The organism is Streptomyces sp. NPDC019531, from assembly GCF_044903305.1.
Classification (GTDB): domain Bacteria; phylum Actinomycetota; class Actinomycetes; order Streptomycetales; family Streptomycetaceae; genus Streptomyces.
Genome location: NZ_JBJDQL010000060.1, coordinates 26537 through 44026, shown reverse-complemented (window position 1 = coordinate 44026; position 17490 = coordinate 26537). Strand labels below are relative to the sequence as shown.

17 protein-coding genes and 1 pseudogene are annotated in these 17490 nt (G+C 71.9%); 6 read left to right on the top strand and 12 right to left on the bottom strand.

Annotation, left to right across the window (positions count from 1 at the left end):
* Positions 1-491 precede the first annotated feature (491 nt).
* Complete coding sequence (locus ACI2L1_RS40595) at positions 492-1853, bottom strand: 8-oxoguanine deaminase (protein WP_404744487.1); 1362 nt, start codon at positions 1851-1853, stop codon at positions 492-494.
* 104 nt (positions 1854-1957) lie between these two features.
* On the opposite strand from ACI2L1_RS40595, the gene ACI2L1_RS40590 reads away from it, so the two are divergent.
* Together ACI2L1_RS40590 and ACI2L1_RS40585 are read left to right on the top strand one after the other, a co-directional pair.
* The gene (locus ACI2L1_RS40590) at positions 1958-2926 is read left to right on the top strand and encodes an acetylxylan esterase (RefSeq protein ID WP_404744486.1); all 969 of its coding nucleotides are present in this window, start codon (positions 1958-1960) and stop codon (positions 2924-2926) included.
* A 101-nt stretch (positions 2927-3027) separates the two neighbouring features.
* Positions 3028-4194 carry a serine hydrolase domain-containing protein gene (locus ACI2L1_RS40585; RefSeq protein WP_404744485.1) on the top strand — a complete coding sequence of 389 codons (1167 nt, stop codon included), beginning with the start codon at positions 3028-3030 and terminating at the stop codon, positions 4192-4194.
* 22 nt (positions 4195-4216) lie between these two features.
* Here ACI2L1_RS40585 and ACI2L1_RS40580 read toward each other — a convergent pair whose 3' ends face one another.
* From ACI2L1_RS40580 to ACI2L1_RS40570, 3 genes are all read right to left on the bottom strand, one after another.
* Positions 4217-4978: an acyl-CoA thioesterase gene (locus ACI2L1_RS40580; RefSeq protein WP_404744484.1), complete on the bottom strand. Its 762-nt coding sequence runs from the start codon at positions 4976-4978 to the stop codon at positions 4217-4219.
* Between the two features lie 61 nt (positions 4979-5039).
* Complete coding sequence (locus tag ACI2L1_RS40575; protein ID WP_404744483.1) at positions 5040-5768, bottom strand: methyltransferase domain-containing protein; 729 nt, start codon at positions 5766-5768, stop codon at positions 5040-5042.
* Positions 5769-5773: 5 nt separating this feature from the next.
* Positions 5774-6337, bottom strand: a complete 564-nt coding sequence (locus ACI2L1_RS40570; RefSeq protein ID WP_404744482.1) for a PadR family transcriptional regulator — start codon at positions 6335-6337, stop codon at positions 5774-5776.
* A 68-nt stretch (positions 6338-6405) separates the two neighbouring features.
* Here ACI2L1_RS40570 and ACI2L1_RS40565 point away from each other — a divergent pair, with 68 nt between their 5' ends.
* Positions 6406-6813: a nuclear transport factor 2 family protein gene (locus ACI2L1_RS40565; RefSeq protein WP_404744481.1), complete on the top strand. Its 408-nt coding sequence runs from the start codon at positions 6406-6408 to the stop codon at positions 6811-6813.
* A gap of 16 nt (positions 6814-6829) precedes the next feature.
* Here the strand turns inward: ACI2L1_RS40565 and ACI2L1_RS40560 are convergent, their stop codons facing one another.
* Genes ACI2L1_RS40560 through ACI2L1_RS40540 form a run of 5 tightly spaced genes read right to left on the bottom strand, consistent with a single transcriptional unit; the run spans position 6830 to position 10002 of the window.
* Positions 6830-7000: a hypothetical protein gene (locus ACI2L1_RS40560; RefSeq protein ID WP_404744480.1), complete on the bottom strand. Its 171-nt coding sequence runs from the start codon at positions 6998-7000 to the stop codon at positions 6830-6832.
* Positions 6970-7713 (bottom strand): hypothetical protein, encoded by a 744-nt coding sequence (locus ACI2L1_RS40555; RefSeq protein WP_404744479.1) that lies wholly within the window; start codon positions 7711-7713, stop codon positions 6970-6972. Before ACI2L1_RS40555 ends, ACI2L1_RS40560 begins: the two co-directional genes overlap by 31 nt.
* A gap of 38 nt (positions 7714-7751) precedes the next feature.
* The gene (locus tag ACI2L1_RS40550) at positions 7752-9002 is read right to left on the bottom strand and encodes an RNA polymerase sigma factor (RefSeq protein WP_404744478.1); all 1251 of its coding nucleotides are present in this window, start codon (positions 9000-9002) and stop codon (positions 7752-7754) included.
* Positions 8999-9340, bottom strand: a complete 342-nt coding sequence (locus ACI2L1_RS40545) for a YciI family protein (protein WP_404744477.1) — start codon at positions 9338-9340, stop codon at positions 8999-9001. Before ACI2L1_RS40545 ends, ACI2L1_RS40550 begins: the two co-directional genes overlap by 4 nt.
* Positions 9337-10002, bottom strand: coding sequence for a YciI family protein (locus ACI2L1_RS40540; protein ID WP_404744476.1), 666 nt, complete (start codon positions 10000-10002; stop codon positions 9337-9339). The genes ACI2L1_RS40545 and ACI2L1_RS40540 overlap by 4 nt, the downstream gene beginning before the upstream one ends.
* 348 nt (positions 10003-10350) lie before the next feature.
* Between ACI2L1_RS40540 and ACI2L1_RS40535 the strand changes: the two genes are divergently transcribed.
* From ACI2L1_RS40535 to ACI2L1_RS40525, 3 genes and pseudogenes are all read left to right on the top strand, one after another.
* On the top strand, positions 10351-11178 hold the full coding sequence (locus tag ACI2L1_RS40535) for a class I SAM-dependent methyltransferase (protein WP_404744475.1): 828 nt from the start codon (positions 10351-10353) through the stop codon (positions 11176-11178).
* Between the two features lie 239 nt (positions 11179-11417).
* Positions 11418-12554: a transcription termination factor Rho gene (gene rho / locus ACI2L1_RS40530; RefSeq protein ID WP_404744474.1), complete on the top strand. Its 1137-nt coding sequence runs from the start codon at positions 11418-11420 to the stop codon at positions 12552-12554.
* 120 nt (positions 12555-12674) lie between these two features.
* A pseudogene (locus tag ACI2L1_RS40525) lies at positions 12675-13511 on the top strand (D-alanyl-D-alanine carboxypeptidase family protein); the annotation flags it as partial.
* An 83-nt stretch (positions 13512-13594) separates the two neighbouring features.
* Here ACI2L1_RS40525 and ACI2L1_RS40520 read toward each other — a convergent pair.
* The 3 genes from ACI2L1_RS40520 to ACI2L1_RS40510 all read right to left on the bottom strand — a co-directional run bounded on the left by ACI2L1_RS40520 (position 13595) and on the right by ACI2L1_RS40510 (position 17436).
* Positions 13595-14950 carry a glycosyltransferase 87 family protein gene (locus tag ACI2L1_RS40520; protein ID WP_404744473.1) on the bottom strand — a complete coding sequence of 452 codons (1356 nt, stop codon included), beginning with the start codon at positions 14948-14950 and terminating at the stop codon, positions 13595-13597.
* On the bottom strand, positions 14947-16350 hold the full coding sequence (mptB, locus tag ACI2L1_RS40515) for a polyprenol phosphomannose-dependent alpha 1,6 mannosyltransferase MptB (protein WP_404744472.1): 1404 nt from the start codon (positions 16348-16350) through the stop codon (positions 14947-14949). The genes ACI2L1_RS40520 and mptB overlap by 4 nt, the downstream gene beginning before the upstream one ends.
* Positions 16351-16506: 156 nt before the next feature.
* Positions 16507-17436, bottom strand: coding sequence for a glutaminase (locus ACI2L1_RS40510; protein ID WP_404744471.1), 930 nt, complete (start codon positions 17434-17436; stop codon positions 16507-16509).
* Positions 17437-17490 lie beyond the last annotated feature (54 nt).

Below are 17490 nucleotides of genomic sequence, written 5' to 3'. Positions count from 1 at the left end.
CCCGCTCGTCTTTTGTGCGGGCTTCCGGCCCTTGTTCTGCCGTACTCGGGGCTGCGGGGCTTCCCGGCTTCCGGACTCCGCGCTTCCGGCCCCCAATCTCCCGGCCTCCGGGCTTCCCGGAGGCCGGACTCCCGGGCTACGACCTCCCGGCTCCCGGCTTTCGACTCCCTGCTCTCGGCTCCCGGCCTTCGGACCCCGGGCTTCCGGTCTCCCGCCCACAGGCTTCCGGCTCCGGGCCTCCCGGGCTCGGGGCTTTCGGATCGAGGCTTCCGGATCCGGGCTCCACGCTTCCGGCCCCTCACCTGCGGGCTACGGCCTCCCGGCCCTCGACCCCGGCCTCCGGGCTCAGGACTCCGGGTCTCCCGCCTCCGGGTTTCCGGCCCCCGGCCTCGGCCCCCAGCCCTCAGCCCTCAGCCCTCAGCCCTCAGCCCTCAGCCCTCAGCCCTCAGCCCCCAACACAAGCCGACACCGCCCCCAAGCCCCAAGCCGCCCTACCCCGCCCCCTCCTGCATCCGGCGCGCAATCACCCCGTGCGTCCGCAACGCGTCCGTCAGGCCCGGCAGCACCGGCTCGCCCCGGTCCACGAGGATCCGTCCGCCCACCACCGTGGTCCAGGCGCGGGCCGGGCCGCAGCGCAGCCACGCCTCGACCGGGTCCGTGAGCGCGCCCGCGAGCGCCACCTCGTGCAGGTCCCAGACGACCAGGTCGGCGCAGGCCCCCGGCCGCAGATGGCCGATCTCGTCCGCGCGCCCCAGACAGCGGGCCGAGCCCCGGGTCGCGAGGTCGACAGCGTCCCGCGCGGTCATCGCGCCGGGTCCGCCCAGGTAGCGGCCGAGCAGTAGCGCGCCCCGCGTCTCCATCCAGAGCGAAGCGTGGTCCGTGGAGGCCGAGCCGTCGCAGCCGATGCCGACCGGCATCCCCAGCTCACGCATCTCCCCCACCCGCGCGGTCCCGCCGCCGATCAGCATGTTGGAGCTCGGACAGTGCGCCACACCGACGCCCGCGGCGGCGAGCCGGCGCATTTCGGCGTCGTTCGGGTAGATGCAGTGGGCGACCCAGGTGCGGTCGCTCATCCAGCCCGTCTCCTCGAAGTACTCGACGGGCCGACAGCCGTACGTCTCCAGGCAGTAGGTGTCCTCGTCGCGATCCTCGGCGAGGTGGGTGTGCAGGCGGACGTCGTACCGCTCGGCGAGTTCCGCGGTCGCCGTCATCAGCTCCTTGGTGACCGAGAACGGCGAACAGGGCGCGAGCGCGACCCTGATCAGCGCGCCCGGCGAGGGGTCGTGATGTGCCTTGATGACGCGCTCGCTGTCCGCCAGGACCTCCTCGTCGGTCTGCGTGACGCTCCTCGGGGGCAGTCCGCCCTCCTCCACGGAACGGGTCATCGAACCCCGGGTCGCATGGAACCGGAAGCCGATGTCGAGGGCGGCACGGATCTCGGCGTCGACGAGGCGGGGCCGCGGATGGACGTAGAGGTGGTCCGAGGACGTGGTGCAGCCGCCCATCAGCAGCTCGGTCATGCCGACGTACGCCGAGACGTAGGCGGCCTCCTCGTCGAGGGCGGCCCACAGCGGGTAGAGCGTGGTGAGCCAGTCGAAGAGGGAGCCGTTGACGGCGGGGGCGTAGGAGCGGGTGAGGTTCTGGTAGATGTGGTGGTGCGTGTTGACCAGGCCCGGGGTGACGAGGCGTCCGGCCGCCGAGACGGTCGTCGCGGCCTCCGGTTCGGTGCCGGGCGTACCCACGGCGGTGACCCGACCATTCGCGGCGGCCAGCCAGCCGCCTGCGATCTCCCGCTCCCCGTCCACGACCAGCAGCTCGGCGTCCTTGACCAGCAGATCCACGACTGTCGACATGGCGTCAGCGTAGCCAGCCGTTACCGCAGAGGCCTGGCGATTCATCCGACCACACACGTACGGTGTGATCATCCGGCACTGTTCCTTCGCAAAGGCGGTCCTGCATGGCCCTGTTCGACCTCCCCCTCGACGAGCTCCGCGAGTACCACAGCGAGTCCACCGAGCCCGAGGACTTCGACGCGTTCTGGTCCAAGACCCTTCAGGAGGCCCGCGAGCACGATCTGGACGCCCGCTTCGAACTCGTCGACACCGGGCTGTCCACGGTCAAGGTGTACGACGTGACGTTCGCCGGGTTCGGCGGCCACCCGGTCAAGGGCTGGTTCACGATCCCCGCCGAGGTCTCCGCCCCGGTGCCGCTGGTCGTGGAGTTCATCGGATACGGCGGCGGCCGCGGGCTGCCGCACGAGCATCTGCTGTGGGCGTCGACGGGCCGGGCGCACTTCGTGATGGACACCCGCGGTCAGGGAAGCGCCTGGGGCGGCGGTGGCGGCACCGCGGACCCGGTGGCCGGCGCTCCGGCGTACCCCGGGTTCATGACACGAGGCATCGACGCTCCCGAGAACTACTACTACCGCCGGGTGTTCACGGACGGGGTGCGTGCGGTGGAGGCGGCCCGTTCGCACCCGCTGACCGACCCGGCACGCACGGTCGTGCTCGGCGGCAGCCAGGGCGGCGGCATCTCGATCGCGGTGGGCGGTCTGGTCCCGGACCTGGCGGCGGTCGCCCCGGACGTGCCGTTCCTGTGCGACTTCCCGCGCGCGACGACCCTGACGGACCGACACCCGTACCGCGAGATCGCCCTCTACCTGAAGACGCACCGCGGCCGCTCCGAGGACGTCCTCGGCACCCTCGCCTACTTCGACAGCGTCCACTTCGCGAGCCGCGGCCGCGCCCCCGCGCTCTTCTCGGCGGCCCTCGAGGACCAGACCTGCCCGCCCTCCACCGTCTTCGCGGCCTTCAACGCCTGGGCCCATGACGACAAGGCGATCGAGGTCTACGACTTCAACGACCACGAGGGCGGCGGCCCGTACCAGCAGGCGGCGAAGCTGAACTGGTTGCGTAGCTACGCCTGATTCCCGCCCGAGACTCTTCCATCCCATCCGACCAGTCAGTACGTTCACGGAGCCCGGGTCGCAGCGTCGCGACCCGGGCTTCCGGCGACGACGGAGGGTCCATGTCCGAGCACCAGCGTGCCGTCCACGGCCACTGCGACGAGCGCTTCGCGGCCGTGCGGACGGCGTTCGAGGAGAACTTCCGGGACCGCGACGAGCTGGGTGCCGCGGTGAGCGTCACCGTCGGCGGCGAGACGGTCGTGGACCTGTGGGGCGGCTGGGCCGACGCGGCCCGCACCCGTCCCTGGGAGCGCGACACGCTGGTCAACGTGTGGTCGACGACGAAGGGCCCGACGGCCCTGTGCGCCCACATCCTCGCCGACCGGGGTCTGCTCGACTTCGACACCCCGGTGGCCGCCTATTGGCCGGAGTTCGCCGCGGCGGGCAAGGAGAAGGTTCTCGTACGGCATCTGCTGTCGCACCGGTCCGGCCTGTCCGGGCTGCGCGAGCCCCACTCCGTCGCCGAGCTCTGCGACTGGGAGCTGACGACACAGCGGCTCGCGGCGATGGAGCCCTGGTGGGAGCCGGGCACGGTGTCCGGGTACCACGCGTTCACGTACGGCTTCCTGGTCGGGGAGGTCGTACGACGGGTCTCGGGACTGCTGCCGGGCGCGTTCCTGGAGCGGGAGGTGACCGGACCGCTGGGCATCGACTTCACCGTCGGGCTGCCGGAGAAGGACACCGGGCGGGCCGCCGAACTGGTACATCCGCCGGCCGCGTCAGCAAGCGAACAGGCCGCGATCTTCGCCCAGTTGACCCCCGCGGCGATCGCCGCGGTGACCAACCCCGTGGTGGGGGCGGCCGAGGCGAACACGCCCGGGTGGCGGGCCGCCGAGATCCCCGCCGCGAACGGACACGGCACCGCACGGGCCGTCGCCGCGCTCTACGGGATCTTCGCGGGCCGGGGCTCCTACGACGGCCGGCGCGTGCTGTCCCCCGAATCGGCCGAGCGGGTGCGCGAGGGCCAGGGCAGCTGCCGCGATCTGGTGCTGGGCGCCGGTCTCGGGAGCGACACGGAACTCGGCCTCGGCCTGTGGCTCAGCGGGCCGAACGGCTCGTACGGGCCCAACCCTCGGGCCTACGGACACGACGGCTTCGGCGGCTCCTGCGGGCTGTCCGATCCGGACGCGGGGGTCTCGCTGGGGTATGTGATGAACCGGATGGGCCCTCACATCGCCGACGATCCCCGGAAAATGGCGCTGGTCGACGCGGTGTACAGCGCGTTGTGACTGCGCGGTCCCGTCGTCGGGCTCACGGACGCTCGGCGCGGACCACGCGGGACTGACGCCCGAGGGCCAGCAGCCGCCCGTCCGCCGCCCAGACGGCGCTGTCGTCGACGGCCCAGCCGGCACCCGCGTGGTCGGTCCGGATCCGGACGAGGGACCAGCCGTCGGGGACGCCGTCGTCGAGGGCGTCGGTGAAGTGGACGGTCAGTTCCGCGCTGGGCACGGGTCGCGCGGTGCTCCAGACCGCGTAGAGGGCAGGCGGCAGCACATCGGTGAGGGTGACCACCGCTCCCGCGTCGAACGGCCGCCCGTCCACGAAGCGCACCCAGGCGAGCAGCTCCGCGCGGTCACCACCGGCCAGCGGGCGGTCGGCGGTGGCGGGACGTATCTCCAACTGCCGGGCGAAGGGCGCCAGATGGCCCGGCAACCGGATGGTTTGGCACTCGTCCGGTCCCGGCACGTCCGGGGCCGGTTGACCGTCGTACGGCATCCCGGAGCGCCCGGAGCCGAAGAGCGCCGAGCCGACGACGACGGGCAGTCCGTCCTGGTGGCCGGAGAAGACACAGGCGGCGGTGCGGCGTCCGGACGCGGGCGCGGTGCCCGAGACATGCAGTGGACCGGCGGCGGCCGGGGCCAGAAAATGCGTGGTCAGCGTGCGGACCGGATGGGCTCCACCGGCGAACCGTCCCCGCACGGCAGCCAGGGCGACGGCGGCGACATGGCCGCCGTGGGCTCCCTCCCAGGACCGCCACAGGGGGTCGATCTCGTTCTCGGTCGTCGAGGTCACGCGACCCACCATAACCTGGCGAGTTGGGAAATCAAACTGATGAGTTGGAAATCCAGACTGACTAGGTCGGGCGTCTTGCCACGACCATGCGGACCCGTGGGCTCCCGTCTCCGCGCTCACCGAACTCGGGCAGGGCGTGCAACTCGACCTGGAGGCCCGCCCATTCCAGTTCCCGTCGGACGTCCCCGAGCCGGAAGTCGCGGTAGTACATGACGAACGGCGGCCGCCACAGGGCGTTGCGCACCCGCATCACCAGGTCGAAGCCGAAGAGCATCCAGTAGGCGGGGGACGAGGGGCGGGGCGGGGCGACGATCGGGAAGGCGAAGCAGCCGCCCGGGCGCAGCACATCGCGGGCCTGCGCGAACAGGCCGGGCAGTTCGCTCGGCAGGAAGTGGCCGAAGGCGCCGAAGCTCACGACGAGGTCGAAGGAGGCGGGGGCGAACGGCAGGGCGCGCGCATCTCCCCGCACCCAGGACAGACGCTGCCCCCTGGACCGCGTCTGCCGCCGGGCCACGTCGAGCATCCCCGCGCTGAAGTCGACTCCGGTGACACTCTCCCGGCAGACCCGGGTCAGCACCCGGAGCCCGGCGCCGGTGCCGCAGCACAGGTCGAGCCCGGCATCGAAGGGACCGATGCGCCGGAGCGCGGAGGCGACCGAGTCCAGGACGGAGTCCGGCGTACGGAAGGGGGTGTGGTCGAACTTGGGGGCGAGCAGGTCGTAGCCGCGCTCGACGGACGACAGCGCCTGGACGGCGAGTTCGCGGAGGCTGGGGCCTTCTGGGCTGAACATCCGCGTCAGCTTAGGGGAGCACGGTGGCCCAGAATGACGAGAACGCGCTCGCACCAGCGGACGTTGTCCGTTTCAAAGGCGATTCCGCCCATGAGCGTGAGATAGGGGCCGATCCGCTCGGCGTCCGCGAGGTACTCCTCCTCGGTGCGCCCGCCGAGGAGCCGGTCCCGTACGCGCTCGTAGCGGGCGAGCTTGCCGCGGGCCCAGGACATACGCTCCTCGACCAGCGCCCGGGTGGCCTCGGGGTCGGTGCCATCCATGGCCTGGATCTTGATCAGGAACTCGTCACGGAGGGCGGCCGGCCTGCGGGGCGGTTCGGCGGCGAAGGCGTTGAGCTCGCTCCGGCCGGTGTCGGTGAGGGTGAACAGCCGCTTGTTGGGCCTGCGTTCCTGCTGTACGACCCGCGCCTCGATCAGCCCGTCCTGGGCCAGGCGCTCCAGCTCGCGGTAGAGCTGCTGCGGTGTGGCGGGCCAGAAGTTCGCCAGCGAGACGTCGAAGACCTTGGACAGTTCATAGCCCGAGGCCTCGCCTTCCAACAGGGCGGCGAGGACGGCGTACTTGAGCGACATATGGACACGCTAGCAGCAGGTGATTAATCTACTCCACACCTACTCAATAAATTGACTATGGGGGTGTGATGCGAGCGTTCCGAGAAGCGGTCGAAGCGGGTGACTTCGGTGCCGTCGAGGCACTGCTGGCCGAGGACGTGGTCTTCACGAGTCCGGTGGTGTTCAAGCCGTACGAGGGCAAGGCCATCACGGCGGCGATCCTGGGCGCGGTGTTGAAGGTCTTCGAGGACTTCCGCTATGTGAGCGAGCTGAGCAGCGAGGACGGCCGCGACCACGCGCTGGTGTTCGCGACCCGGGTGGGCGAACGGGCGCTGGACGGCTGTGACTTCATCCATCTCGACGAGGACGGGCTGATCGACCGGCTGATGGTGATGGTCCGTCCGCTGTCGGGCGCGCAGGCTCTCCAGGCGGCCATGGCCGCGCGGTTCGACGAGATCGCGAAGGAGGCGGGGGCGGGGGCGCGGGCCGCCTCCTGAGTCCACGCTCCCGGCGTCACGCGACGGTCAGGGTGAGGGCGCCCGTGCAGGTCGTGCCGGCCGTGAGGGCGGCCTCGGTGCTGTCGACCGTCAGCGTCACCTTCGTCCCGCGCAGTGCCTTCATCACGGCCGCGTAGGCGGCGAGGGTGAGCGGGGTCAGGTACGAGGTGCCGGTGACGGTCCACACCGAGCCGCTGTTCGGCCTCGGCGGTGCGGACCGCGGTGACGTCGAAGGTGGGGTGCCGTCAGCCGGTCCGGTCCCATGGTGTGCGAGACGGTTGCGGAGGTGGCTACAGCGACTCCGAAACCCCCTCCGATCTGGAAGGCCGCCGTCTGGCCGAAGAGCAGCAGGGCGGGCAGCAGGTCGCGGACGAAGCCGCCGTTCACCGGCACCCCGGACAGCAGCAGGGCCGCGAGAGCGCTCGCCGACAGCCCCGCCACCGCCACCGGGCGAGCGCCGACCCTGGTGACCAGGGCCTGTCCGGCGTAGGACCCGACGACCGCGCCCAGCGGCATCACGACGTTGGCGAGGCCGAGGCGCAGGGGCGACCAGCCGAGGACGCCCTGGCCGTACCGGGACAGCGGGTACGACATCCCGAAGGCGGTGGCGCCGAGCAGGAAGACAACCAGGTTGGCGCCGCTCACCGTCCGGGAGCGCAGCAGGCGCAGGGGTACGCGCGGGGCCGCGGACCTGGAGTCCGTCGGCGTCATGACGGCGGCCGACACGCCCTGCACGGCACGCGTGGCGATCAGCGTGGTTGCCGTACCGGCGAATCCGCACAGCAGCGAGGACGGCCCGAACAGCAGGGTGCCGGTCACGAAGACACGGCGGCCCAGCAGGTCGGCGATACGGCCGCCGAGCAGCAACAGGCCGCCGAGACTGAGCAGGTAGGCACTCATGACCCGTTGAGGGGACCTCCGGTGTCTCGGGGTTGCCTTCACCCACCGACGTACGGCCCTTGGCCGGATCGACACTCCGCGAGCCGCTTTTCGAGGAAGCTCCGCTCGGCGTCGTTCTCCACCAGCTCCAGCGCCCGCTCGTACGCCTCGGCCGCCTCCGCCGTACGGCCGCTGCGGCGCAGCAGGTCGGCGCGCGTGGCGGGGAGCAGGTGGTAGCCGCTCAGCTCGCCCTCCCGCTCCAGTTCCGCGACCAGTGCCAGTCCGGCGTCGGGGCCCTCGGCCATGCCTACGGCCACCGCACGGTTGAGGCGGACCACGGCCGAAGGCACGAAGCGCACCAACTCCCCGTACAGGGCCGCGATATCGGCCCAGTCGGTGTCCTCCGCTCTGACAGCGGTGGTGTGGCAGGCGGCGATGGCGGCCTGGATCTGATACGGCCCGGGACGGCCCCGGCGCAACGCGGTCTCCAGCAGGGCGGCTCCCTCGTCCACCTCGTCGTGGTCCCATGCCGTGCGGTCCTGGTCCTCCAGGGTCACCAGCTCACCGGCCGCGTCCACGCGGGTCTCGCGGCGCGCGTCGTGCAGGAGCAGCAGCGCGAGCAGGCCGAGCGCCTCGGGTTCGTCGGGCATCAGCCCGGCCAGGACGCGGGCCAGCCGGATGGCCTCCGCGCACAGGTTCCGTCGTACGAGATCGGCGCCCGAGGTGGCCGCGTACCCCTCGTTGAACAGCAGGTAGATCACGCCGAGCACACCGGTCGTGCGCTCGGGCAGGAGGTGGGCCGGCGGGACGCGGTAGGGGATGCCGGCGTTGCGGATCTTCTTCTTGGCGCGCACCAGGCGCTGCGCCATGGTCGCCTCGGGGACGAGGAAGGCGCGGGCGATCTCCGGTGTGGTCAGCCCGGCGAGGGTGCGCAGGGTCAGGGCGACCCGGGCCTCGATGTGCAGCGCGGGGTGACAGCAGGTGAAGATCAGGCGCAGCCGGTCGTCCTGGACGCCGCTGTCGTCGTACGGCTCCTCGGGTGCCGTGAGCATCGCCGCCTCCCGTAGTTTCCGCGCCCCGGCGGCCTCCCGGCGCAGCACGTCCATGGCCCGGTGGCGGGCGGTCGTGGTGAGCCAGGCGCCGGGGCGGCGCGGGACGCCGTCGCGCCGCCACCGGTCCAGGGCCTGAGTGAAGGCGTCCTGCGCGCACTCCTCGGCGAGGTCCCAGTCGCCGGTCACCCGGATCAGGGTGGCGACGACCTGGCCCCACTCATCCCGGAAGGCGGCGGCGACCGCTTCTTCCGGGGTCACTCCCACACTGGCCGCACTTCCACCGAGCCGCCCGCGAGCGCCGCCGGATGACGGGAGGCGAGGGAGATCGCCTCGTCGAGATCGGCGACCTCGATGATGTCGATGCCCGCGATGTACTCCTTGGACTCGATGAACGGCCCGTCGGTGAGCAGGACCTCGTCGCCCTGGACGCGCACGGTGGTGGCGTCGGAGGCCGGGCGCAGACGGGCGCCGCCCTTGACGACGTCCCGGCTGCGGACCTCCTCGATGTAGGAGGTGAAGCGGGGGTCGTCGGCGATCTCGGCGGGGCTGAGTTCCTCGCCGCCGGCGGGGGTGCAGATCAGCAGGACGTACTTCATGACTGAACCTCCGTGGTGTGTTCGTGGACGATCGACCAGCGCAGGCCGGTGTCGCGGTACCCGGTCGTGACGCGCAGCACGCGCTCGCGATCCGTGCGCAGCCGTACCAGGGCGTGCCCGAAGGCGATGCTCTCGTCCGTGTGGAGGCGGGACTCCAGGACCTCGCGGACCAGCGGCCCGGTGGCGCCGGCCATCAGGTCCTCCAGCGTCTTGTGGCCGTGGGCCAGATGCGAGGTCTCCGCGTCCGGCGCGTAGCAGGCGGTGATCCTCTCCGCGTCCCGCTCCCGCGCCGCGTCCGTCAGTTCGGCGTCGAGGCCGCGGATCTCCCTCTCGGCGTCCTCGTCCTCCCAGAACGGACGCACCTCCATGGCGCCGATCGTGGCCACGGGGTGCTTCGCGGCCGCCCGGACCGCCTCGTCCAGGCTGTCGCACTCCAGGATGTCGAAGCCGGCGACGTACTCCTTGGTCTCCGCGAACGGCCCGTCGCTGCGCAGCACTTCACCGCTGCGCACCCGCACGGTGACCGCGTCGGCGGGCAGGGCGAGCCGATGCCCGTGCAGCCGTACGCCACGGTCGCCGAGCTCCTCGACCCAGGGTTCGACGGGGGCCATGTCCGAGGCGTCGTTGGTGTCGTCGCCGCAGACGAGCAGCATGTACTTCATGGTTCCTCCCGGTCCTCATGAGCTTCCTACACCCGCCCGACGAACGGGACCGCCCCGAATCGACACCCGACGCGCACCAAAAATGAGGGGCGGAGATCCGGCCCCTCATTTCGGTGGTACGACGGTCAGACGGCCGCGGGCCGCACCGCCGCCTCCGTCGCCGAGCGCGCCGCGTTCTTGCGCACCAGCAGCAGGGTGACCAGGGAGGCACAGCCCGGGCGCTGTCGCCTCCGGCGTTGACGACGGCGAGGGGCCCTGCCGCCTCCATGCCCGCGTCCGCGTCGGCGTCGGGGGTTCGTATGGCTGGTATGCGGCGCGTCGCGGCCCCGTTCACGATGGGATGTCCCCATGCCCTCCGACGAGCACGCGCGGCTGATGCGGGTCAACCAGGCCAACTGGGACGCCCGCACCCCCGTCCACCTCGCCAGCCGGTTCTACGGCCTCGACGAGGACCTCGACCCCGAGCGCTGGTTCGCCGCGTTCGAGTGGGAGGACCTCGGCGACCTCTCCGGCCGTGACGTGCTCCACCTCCAGTGCCATCTCGGCACGGAGACGGTGGCAATCGCACGCCGTGGGGCCCGTGCGGTGGGGCTCGACTTCTCCGAGGCCTCCGTCGCAGCCGCTCGGGGGATCGCGGCGAAGGCGGACGTGGACGTGGAGTACGTGCAGGCCAACGTGTACGACGCCGTCGAGTCGTTGGGCGGGCGGCAGTTCGACGTCGTCTACACCGGCAAAGGCGCGCTGTGCTACCTCCCCGACTTGGCACGGTGGGCGGACGTGGTCGCTCAACTACTGCGCCCAGGTGGGCTGTTGTACGTCGTCGAGTTCCATCCGCTGCTCAACTCCCTGGGGCCCAAGCCCGCTCCGGACGAAGGACCCGAGCTGCTGCTCCGGCACGACTACCTGGGCGGCGACGGCCCCGTGCACCGGGACGCGACGCGCACCTACACTGACGGTCCGGCCGTCGCGGGCGCCACGGAGAGCTTCGAGTGGATGCACGGAATAGGAGAGGTCGTCAACGCGTTGACGGGGGCAGGACTCGGTGTCCGGCGGCTGCGCGAGAGCGATGAGCTGCCTTGGCCGCGCTGGCCGCGGATGACCCGCACGGCGTCCGGTTGGTGGCGGCTTCCCGAGCCGCGGATCCCGCTTCTCTACGGACTCCTCGCCACGCGCTGAGTCGCCGTGGTACGGTCCTGTCAGCACTTGTGTACGCCCGTTCGAGGGCGCCGGTGCAAGTTCTCTCTCAGATCGCCGGTCCGTGTACCGGCTTCTCAGCACCACCTCGAAACCAGCGGCTCTGTCGTACCCGAGGTGTTGTTTCCCGCCACCCGAAGGCGCTGTCCGCCTTCCCCGCGTGGCTTCTCCCCTTCCTTCCGCATGCCTCATGCCTCCCGTCCTCGAAAGGACAGACCATCATGACCACCACACTCGAAAACCCCCCTGTACAGCAGCAGATCCCGGTCAGGGCCGTCACCGGCGTCCTCGACGTCGACGCGAGCGGGAAGGGGCACCTGCGCGCCGCCGACCTGCTGGCCACGCCCACCGACCTCCAGGTCTCCCCCGCGTTGATCCGCCGGTTCGGCCTGCGCAAGGGCGATGTCGTCGACGGGGTGCGCGGCACCCAGCGCGCGCTCACCGAGGTCGCCCGCGTCAATGGCCGTACACCCGACAAGAACCGCCGTCACTTCCGTGACCTCACCCCGCTGCACCCGCGCGAGCGGATCCGTCTCGAACACCCCGCGGCCGGGTTGACCGGCCGGGTGGCCGACCTGATCGCGCCCGTCGGCAAGGGCCAGCGCGGGCTGATCGTGGCCCCGCCCAAGACCGGCAAGACCGTGCTGCTCCAGCAGATCGCGGCCGCCGTCGCCGGCAACCACCCCGAGTGCCGCCTGATGGTGGTACTGCTCGACGAGCGCCCCGAGGAGGTCACCGACATGCGGCGCTCCGTGCGCGGCGAGGTGTACGCCTCCACCTTCGACCGCTCGCCCAAGCAGCACATCGCGCTCGCCGAGCTGGTGATCGAGCGGGCCAAGCGGCTCGTCGAGGCCGGCGAGGACGTCGTGATCCTGCTCGACTCCCTGACCCGGCTGTGCCGGGCGCACAACAACGCGGCCGCCGGTGGTGGCCGCACCCTCAGCGGCGGTGTCGACGCGACCGCGCTGATCGGGCCGAAGAGGTTCTTCGGTGCCGCCCGGCTCGCCGAGGAGGGCGGCTCGCTGACCATTCTCGCCACCGCCCTGGTGGAGACCGGCTCCCGCGCGGACGACTTCTACTTCGAGGAGCTCAAGGGCACCGGCAACCTGGAGCTCCGCCTCGACCGTGAACTCGCCTCCCGCCGCGTCTTCCCGGCCGTCGCCATCAACCCCTCCGGCACCCGCCGCGAGGAACTCCTGCTGACCCCCGCCGAGTTGACAGCCGTACGGGGTCTGCGGCGGGTCCTCCAGAACGGGGACGGCCAGGGCAACCTGGAGACGCTTCTCCAGCGCATGCGCGAGACCCCTGACAACGCGACGTTCCTTCGGCGGATCCAGCCGACACTGCCCGCCGGCTGACAGTACGCCGGAGCCCTCACAGGACTGACACGCCGGGCGGCGTGCGGCATCCGGGTGCTCGCGCCTGACTCTCGGCCCGGGCAGCGCCATGTAGGGCGGGTCCATTCCTAGCTTTGCGGTATGACAATCGGACTTCCCTCCCGGATGGCCGTCTCGGCCTGCGCCCTGTGCACGACGAGCCTGCTGGTGTTCGCTCCCGCGACGGCGGCCGCCCACCCGGGCTCGGACCCCGACGCACCCGGCGGACCACGGGCCGCGGCCGCGGCGCCCGCCCTGCTGTACCGCCACGGCACCCAGGTCCGGCCGCACCGGGGCGCACCCCGGGTCCCGGAGGTGTCCGCGCTGTCGTGGGTGGTCGCCGACGCCCACACCGGGGAAGTGCTCGCCGCCCACGACTCGCACCGCAAGCTGCCGCCGGCCAGCACGCTCAAGACCCTGTTCGCCCTGACCGTGCTGCCGGTGCTGCCCGGCGGTCTCAGACACCGGGTCAGCGAGGACGAGCTGTCCGGCATCGGTCCCGGCAGCAGTCTGGTCGGGGTGGCCGAGGGGCAGACGTACCGGGTGGCCGATCTGTGGCGCGGGGTCTTCCTCAACTCCGGGAACGACGCCGTACACGTCCTGGCCCGGCTGGACGGCGGCTGGCGCGCGACCGCCACGCGCATGCAGGCCAAGGCCCGGGCCCTGGGCGCCCGCGACACCCACGTCCGATCCCCCGACGGCTACGACACCCCGGGCCAGGTCTCCTCGGCGTACGACCTCGCGGTCTTCGGCCGGGCGGGGCTGCGCAACCCGGACTTCGCTCGGTACTGCGGCACGGCCGAGGCGAAGTTCCCCGCCCCGGGCGGGTTGTCGTACGGCATCCAGAACACCAACCGGCTACTGACCGGCGCCGACGGTGTGGAGCGCTATCCCGGCCTGATCGGTGTCAAGAACGGCTACACCAGCCACGCCGGCAACACACTCGTCGCCGCGGCCCGCCGGGGTGACCGGACGCTGGTCGTCACGGTGATGAACCCGCAGAAGGGCGGCGGATTCGCGGTCTACGAGGAGACGCGGGAGCTGCTCGACTGGGGGTTCGGGGCGGCCGGGCGGGTGGATCCGGTGGGCTCGCTGGACGCACTGCGGGCGAGGCCCCGGCCGGACCCGGAGGCGGTGCCGGTCGCGGCGGCCGTGTCGTCGGACGACGACGAGCCCGGCTGGCTGGAGACCTGGGCCATGCTGGGAGCCGCCGGGATCGGCGCGGGATCGACGGCGCTGGCGCTGCGGTCCCGGTTCGGGCGTGCGGCGCGGGGCTGACCGATCGGCAGCCACAGCAGCAGGCCGAGTGTGATCCAGGTGTAGGCGTTGCTGCCGAGGAAGCCGTCGACGCCGGACGCGTCGTCGAACCACAGCCACACCACACTGGTGCACATGACCGCGTAGAGGGCGCCCGCGATCCGTGGGTGCCCTCTCCGCACGAGCACCGCGAAGGAAGGCAGCAGCCACACCAGGTGATGCACCCAGGTGATGGGGCTGACCAGGCAGGCGGTCAGACCGGTGAGCGCGAACGCGGCCGCCCAGTCCCCCGCCGCCGCGGCCCGCCGGGCCCGTAGGGCCCACACGCACAGGGTCAGCAGCACGGCCACGGCCCACACCGCGCGGTCCGGTTCGCCGAGCCTGGCCAGGATGCCCTGGAGCGACTGGTTGGAGACGTAGTCCAGGCGGCCCACCCTGGTCGTGTCCCACAGGGCGTCGGTCCAGTAGAAGCGCGAGGCGTCGGGGGCGACGACGGCCACGAATCCGGTGGCCGCCAGGGTTACCACCGTGGCCACCGCGGCCGCGCGCCAGCGCCGGGCGACCAGCAGCAGACCGATGAACAGGGCCGGCGTGAGCTTCACCGCGGCGGCCAGACCGATACCGATTCCGGCCCAGCGTTCCCTGCCGGTGGCGAGCAACCAGGCGTCGACCAGGACGAGGGCCAGCAGCAGGAGGTTCACCTGCCCGAAGCTGAACGTGTCGCGCAACGGCTCGAACAGCGCGAGCACACAGGCGCCCAGCGCGCAGCCGTACCAGCCGTATCGCCGCCAGGCCCGGCCGGTGAGAAGACGCATCACCACAGCCAGCGCCGCCAGGTTGAGCAACAGGCCCACCGCGATGGCGGTGCGCAGGTCGAGCAGGGCCATGGGGAGCATGGCGACGGCGGCGAACGGGGGGTAGGTGAAGCCGTACGCCGTCCCCGGCACCCGGTAGTCGTAGAGCCGTCCGCCGTGGTGGATCCAGGTGTCGACGGCTCCGTGGTAGACACGCAGGTCGAACCAGTCGCGCAGCAGCGGCACGGTCGCCGTGAAGACAGTGACGGCGGTGACGGCGGCGAGGACCAGCAGCAGCCGGCCGCGATCCGTGGTCGGCGTTCTCATGCGGTGTGTCCTGTCGCCGGGGCCTGGGCCGTCTGGAGGGCCTGCACCAGTACGACCAGGGCGAGTACGCCTCCGGAGACGGCGAGGACCAGTTGTCCGGTGTCGGCCGGGCCGCCGCTCGGCAGGGTGGCGAGGGCGAGTACGCCTGTCACGGCGGCCACCCGGTGCCGTACCGAGGCGCTGGGTGCGGCGGCCGCTATGAGGAACAGGCCCCACAGGGCGTACCAGGGGCGGATCGCCGGGCCGAGGGCGGCGACGGTGGCGAGGCTCAGGCCGAGGGCGTAGACCGGCCGCGGGCGTAGGCGCAGCCATATGTAGCCGATGACGACGACGGCGGTCACGACGCCGAACGCATGCCAGGCCGGAACCGCCAGCGGGGCCAGGTCGCTGCCCAGCCGCTCCAGCAGGGCGCCGGTGGCACGGCCGAGGAGGCTGGTGAGGGCCCAGTTCCCGGACGACACAGGGGTGTTGAGGGCGCCGATCCAGCCGTAGCCGGTGCCCGCGACGGCCGTCGCGGCGACGGTGGTGGCCGCGGCCGAGGCGGCGGCCGTCAGGACCGCCTTCGCGGGGTGGTCGCCGGCCCGGATCCGCAGCACGACGATCGCGGCCAGCCCCAGGGCGGCGGGCGCCTTCACCAGTGCGGCGAGTGTCACCAGTACGGCCCCCAGGATCGGCCACCGGCCCAGCGCGGCGACCAGGCCGAGACCGAGCAGGCCGAGCATGACCGCGTCATTGTGGGCGCCCGCGACCAGGTGGAGCAGCACCAGCGGGTTGAGGGCGCCGAGCCAGAGCGCGGCGGCCGGGTCGGCGCCGCTGTGCCGGGCGAGGCGGGGCAGGGCTGCCGCCATGAGGGCCACACCGAGCAGGGCGACCAGCCGCATCCCGAGCAGACCGGCGGGGAGTTCACCACGGGACGCCTTCACCAGAACGGAGGCCACGCCGAGGAACACGGGGCCGTACGGGGCGGCCGTGTGCTGCCACATGGGGGCCACCTCGTCGGCGAGGGGGCCGCCGAGGAGGGCGGGTCCCTGGCTGTAGACGTCCATGTGGGCATCCGCCATCGCGCCCTGGGCGAGGTAGCTGTAGACGTCCCGGCTGAACAGGGGTGGGGCGAGCAGCAGCGGGACCGACCAGATGATCAGAACGGCCATGAGCTCGCGCGTGCTGGGTTTCTTCTCGGCACTGCGTACCAGGCGGCCCAGGAGGAGCCAGGCCGCGATCAGGAGGACGACGCCGAAGTAGGCGCCGACCAGGCCCAGCGCCGCGCCGGGCGAGGCCGGGGTGAGGAGTTCGCGCACGGGGAGGGCGCCGGCGGTCTCACCCCCTGCGGCGAGGAAGGCGGTGCCGACCAGACCGAGGATCTGGCAGCGGCGGAGATCGACGGGAACTTTGGCCAACACCTCAGCAGCGTGTCAGTTTTGGGTGGCTGGAAAGCGACGGGGCGGAGACCGGGGTGTGACCGATACGTGGTCGGGCGCGGGCGGTGCGTGGCTGCTCGCACGGTTCCTCGCGCCCCTGGGTCGGTCACCGTGCCCCGGGTGGATCAGTCACGCCCTTCAGAACACCGACAGTCCCGTCAGCGTCGTGAATCTGTCCAGGGCCGCCACCCCCGCCACCGAATTGCCGCGCTCGTCCAGGCCCGGACTCCACACGCACAGCGTGCAGCGGCCCGGGACCACGGCGATGACTCCGCCGCCGACTCCGCTCTTGCCGGGGAGGCCGACCCGGTACGCGAAGTCGCCCGCCGCATCGTACGTGCCGCAGGTCAGCATGATCGCGTTGATCTGCTTGGCCTGGCTGCGGGTGAGGAGACGGGTGTCGTCGGCGCGGATGCCGTGCCGGGCCAGGAAGGTGGTGGCGAGGGCCAGGTCGGCGCAGGACGCCCTGATCGAGCACTGGCGGAAGTACTGGTCGAGCAGGACCGGGATGGCGTTGTCGATATTGCCGTACGCGGCCATGAAGTGGGCCAGCGCGGCATTGCGGTCGCCGTGGGCGGACTCGGAGGCGGCCACGTCCTCGTCGAAGTCCAGGGCCGCGTTGCCGCTCTCCTGGCGGAGGAAGGACAGCAGTTCGCCCGCCGCGTCTCCGGTACGGGTCTGGAGGCGGTCGGTGACGACGAGGGCGCCGGCGTTGATGAACGGGTTGCGCGGGATGCCGTTCTCGTACTCCAACTGCACCAGGGAGTTGAAAGGGTTGCCGGAGGGCTCGCGGCCCACGTGCTCCCAGAGTTCGTCGCCCTCGCGGGCCAGGTCGAGCGCGAGGGTGAAGACCTTGGTGATGGACTGCGTCGAGAACGGCTCGCGCCAGTCCCCGACGCCGTACACCGTGCCGTCGAGTTCGGCGACGGCCATACCGAAGCTGCGCGGGTCGCAGGCGGCGAGCGCCGGGATGTAGTCGGCGGCGCGGCCATGGCCCGGGGTGCGTTCGATCTCCTCGGCGATGCGCTCCAGGACCGGCTGGAAGGTGAGCGACGACGTCGTTGTCATGATCACTATTGTGCCTCCGGGCCGGCCTGGCGCGTATCACGGCAGGTGGGGCCG

Coding starts and splice junctions, on each gene's coding strand:
- ACI2L1_RS40595 (WP_404744487.1), bottom strand. CDS start 1,853: ATGTCGACAGTCGTGGATCTGCTGGTCAAGGACGCCGAGCTGCTGGTC.
- ACI2L1_RS40590 (WP_404744486.1), top strand. CDS start 1,958: ATGGCCCTGTTCGACCTCCCCCTCGACGAGCTCCGCGAGTACCACAGC.
- ACI2L1_RS40585 (WP_404744485.1), top strand. CDS start 3,028: ATGTCCGAGCACCAGCGTGCCGTCCACGGCCACTGCGACGAGCGCTTC.
- ACI2L1_RS40575 (WP_404744483.1), bottom strand. CDS start 5,768: ATGTTCAGCCCAGAAGGCCCCAGCCTCCGCGAACTCGCCGTCCAGGCG.
- ACI2L1_RS40570 (WP_404744482.1), bottom strand. CDS start 6,337: ATGTCGCTCAAGTACGCCGTCCTCGCCGCCCTGTTGGAAGGCGAGGCC.
- ACI2L1_RS40565 (WP_404744481.1), top strand. CDS start 6,406: ATGCGAGCGTTCCGAGAAGCGGTCGAAGCGGGTGACTTCGGTGCCGTC.
- ACI2L1_RS40555 (WP_404744479.1), bottom strand. CDS start 7,713: ATGAGTGCCTACCTGCTCAGTCTCGGCGGCCTGTTGCTGCTCGGCGGC.
- ACI2L1_RS40545 (WP_404744477.1), bottom strand. CDS start 9,340: ATGAAGTACGTCCTGCTGATCTGCACCCCCGCCGGCGGCGAGGAACTC.
- ACI2L1_RS40540 (WP_404744476.1), bottom strand. CDS start 10,002: ATGAAGTACATGCTGCTCGTCTGCGGCGACGACACCAACGACGCCTCG.
- ACI2L1_RS40535 (WP_404744475.1), top strand. CDS start 10,351: ATGCCCTCCGACGAGCACGCGCGGCTGATGCGGGTCAACCAGGCCAAC.
- rho (WP_404744474.1), top strand. CDS start 11,418: ATGACCACCACACTCGAAAACCCCCCTGTACAGCAGCAGATCCCGGTC.
- ACI2L1_RS40520 (WP_404744473.1), bottom strand. CDS start 14,950: ATGAGAACGCCGACCACGGATCGCGGCCGGCTGCTGCTGGTCCTCGCC.
- ACI2L1_RS40510 (WP_404744471.1), bottom strand. CDS start 17,436: ATGACAACGACGTCGTCGCTCACCTTCCAGCCGGTCCTGGAGCGCATC.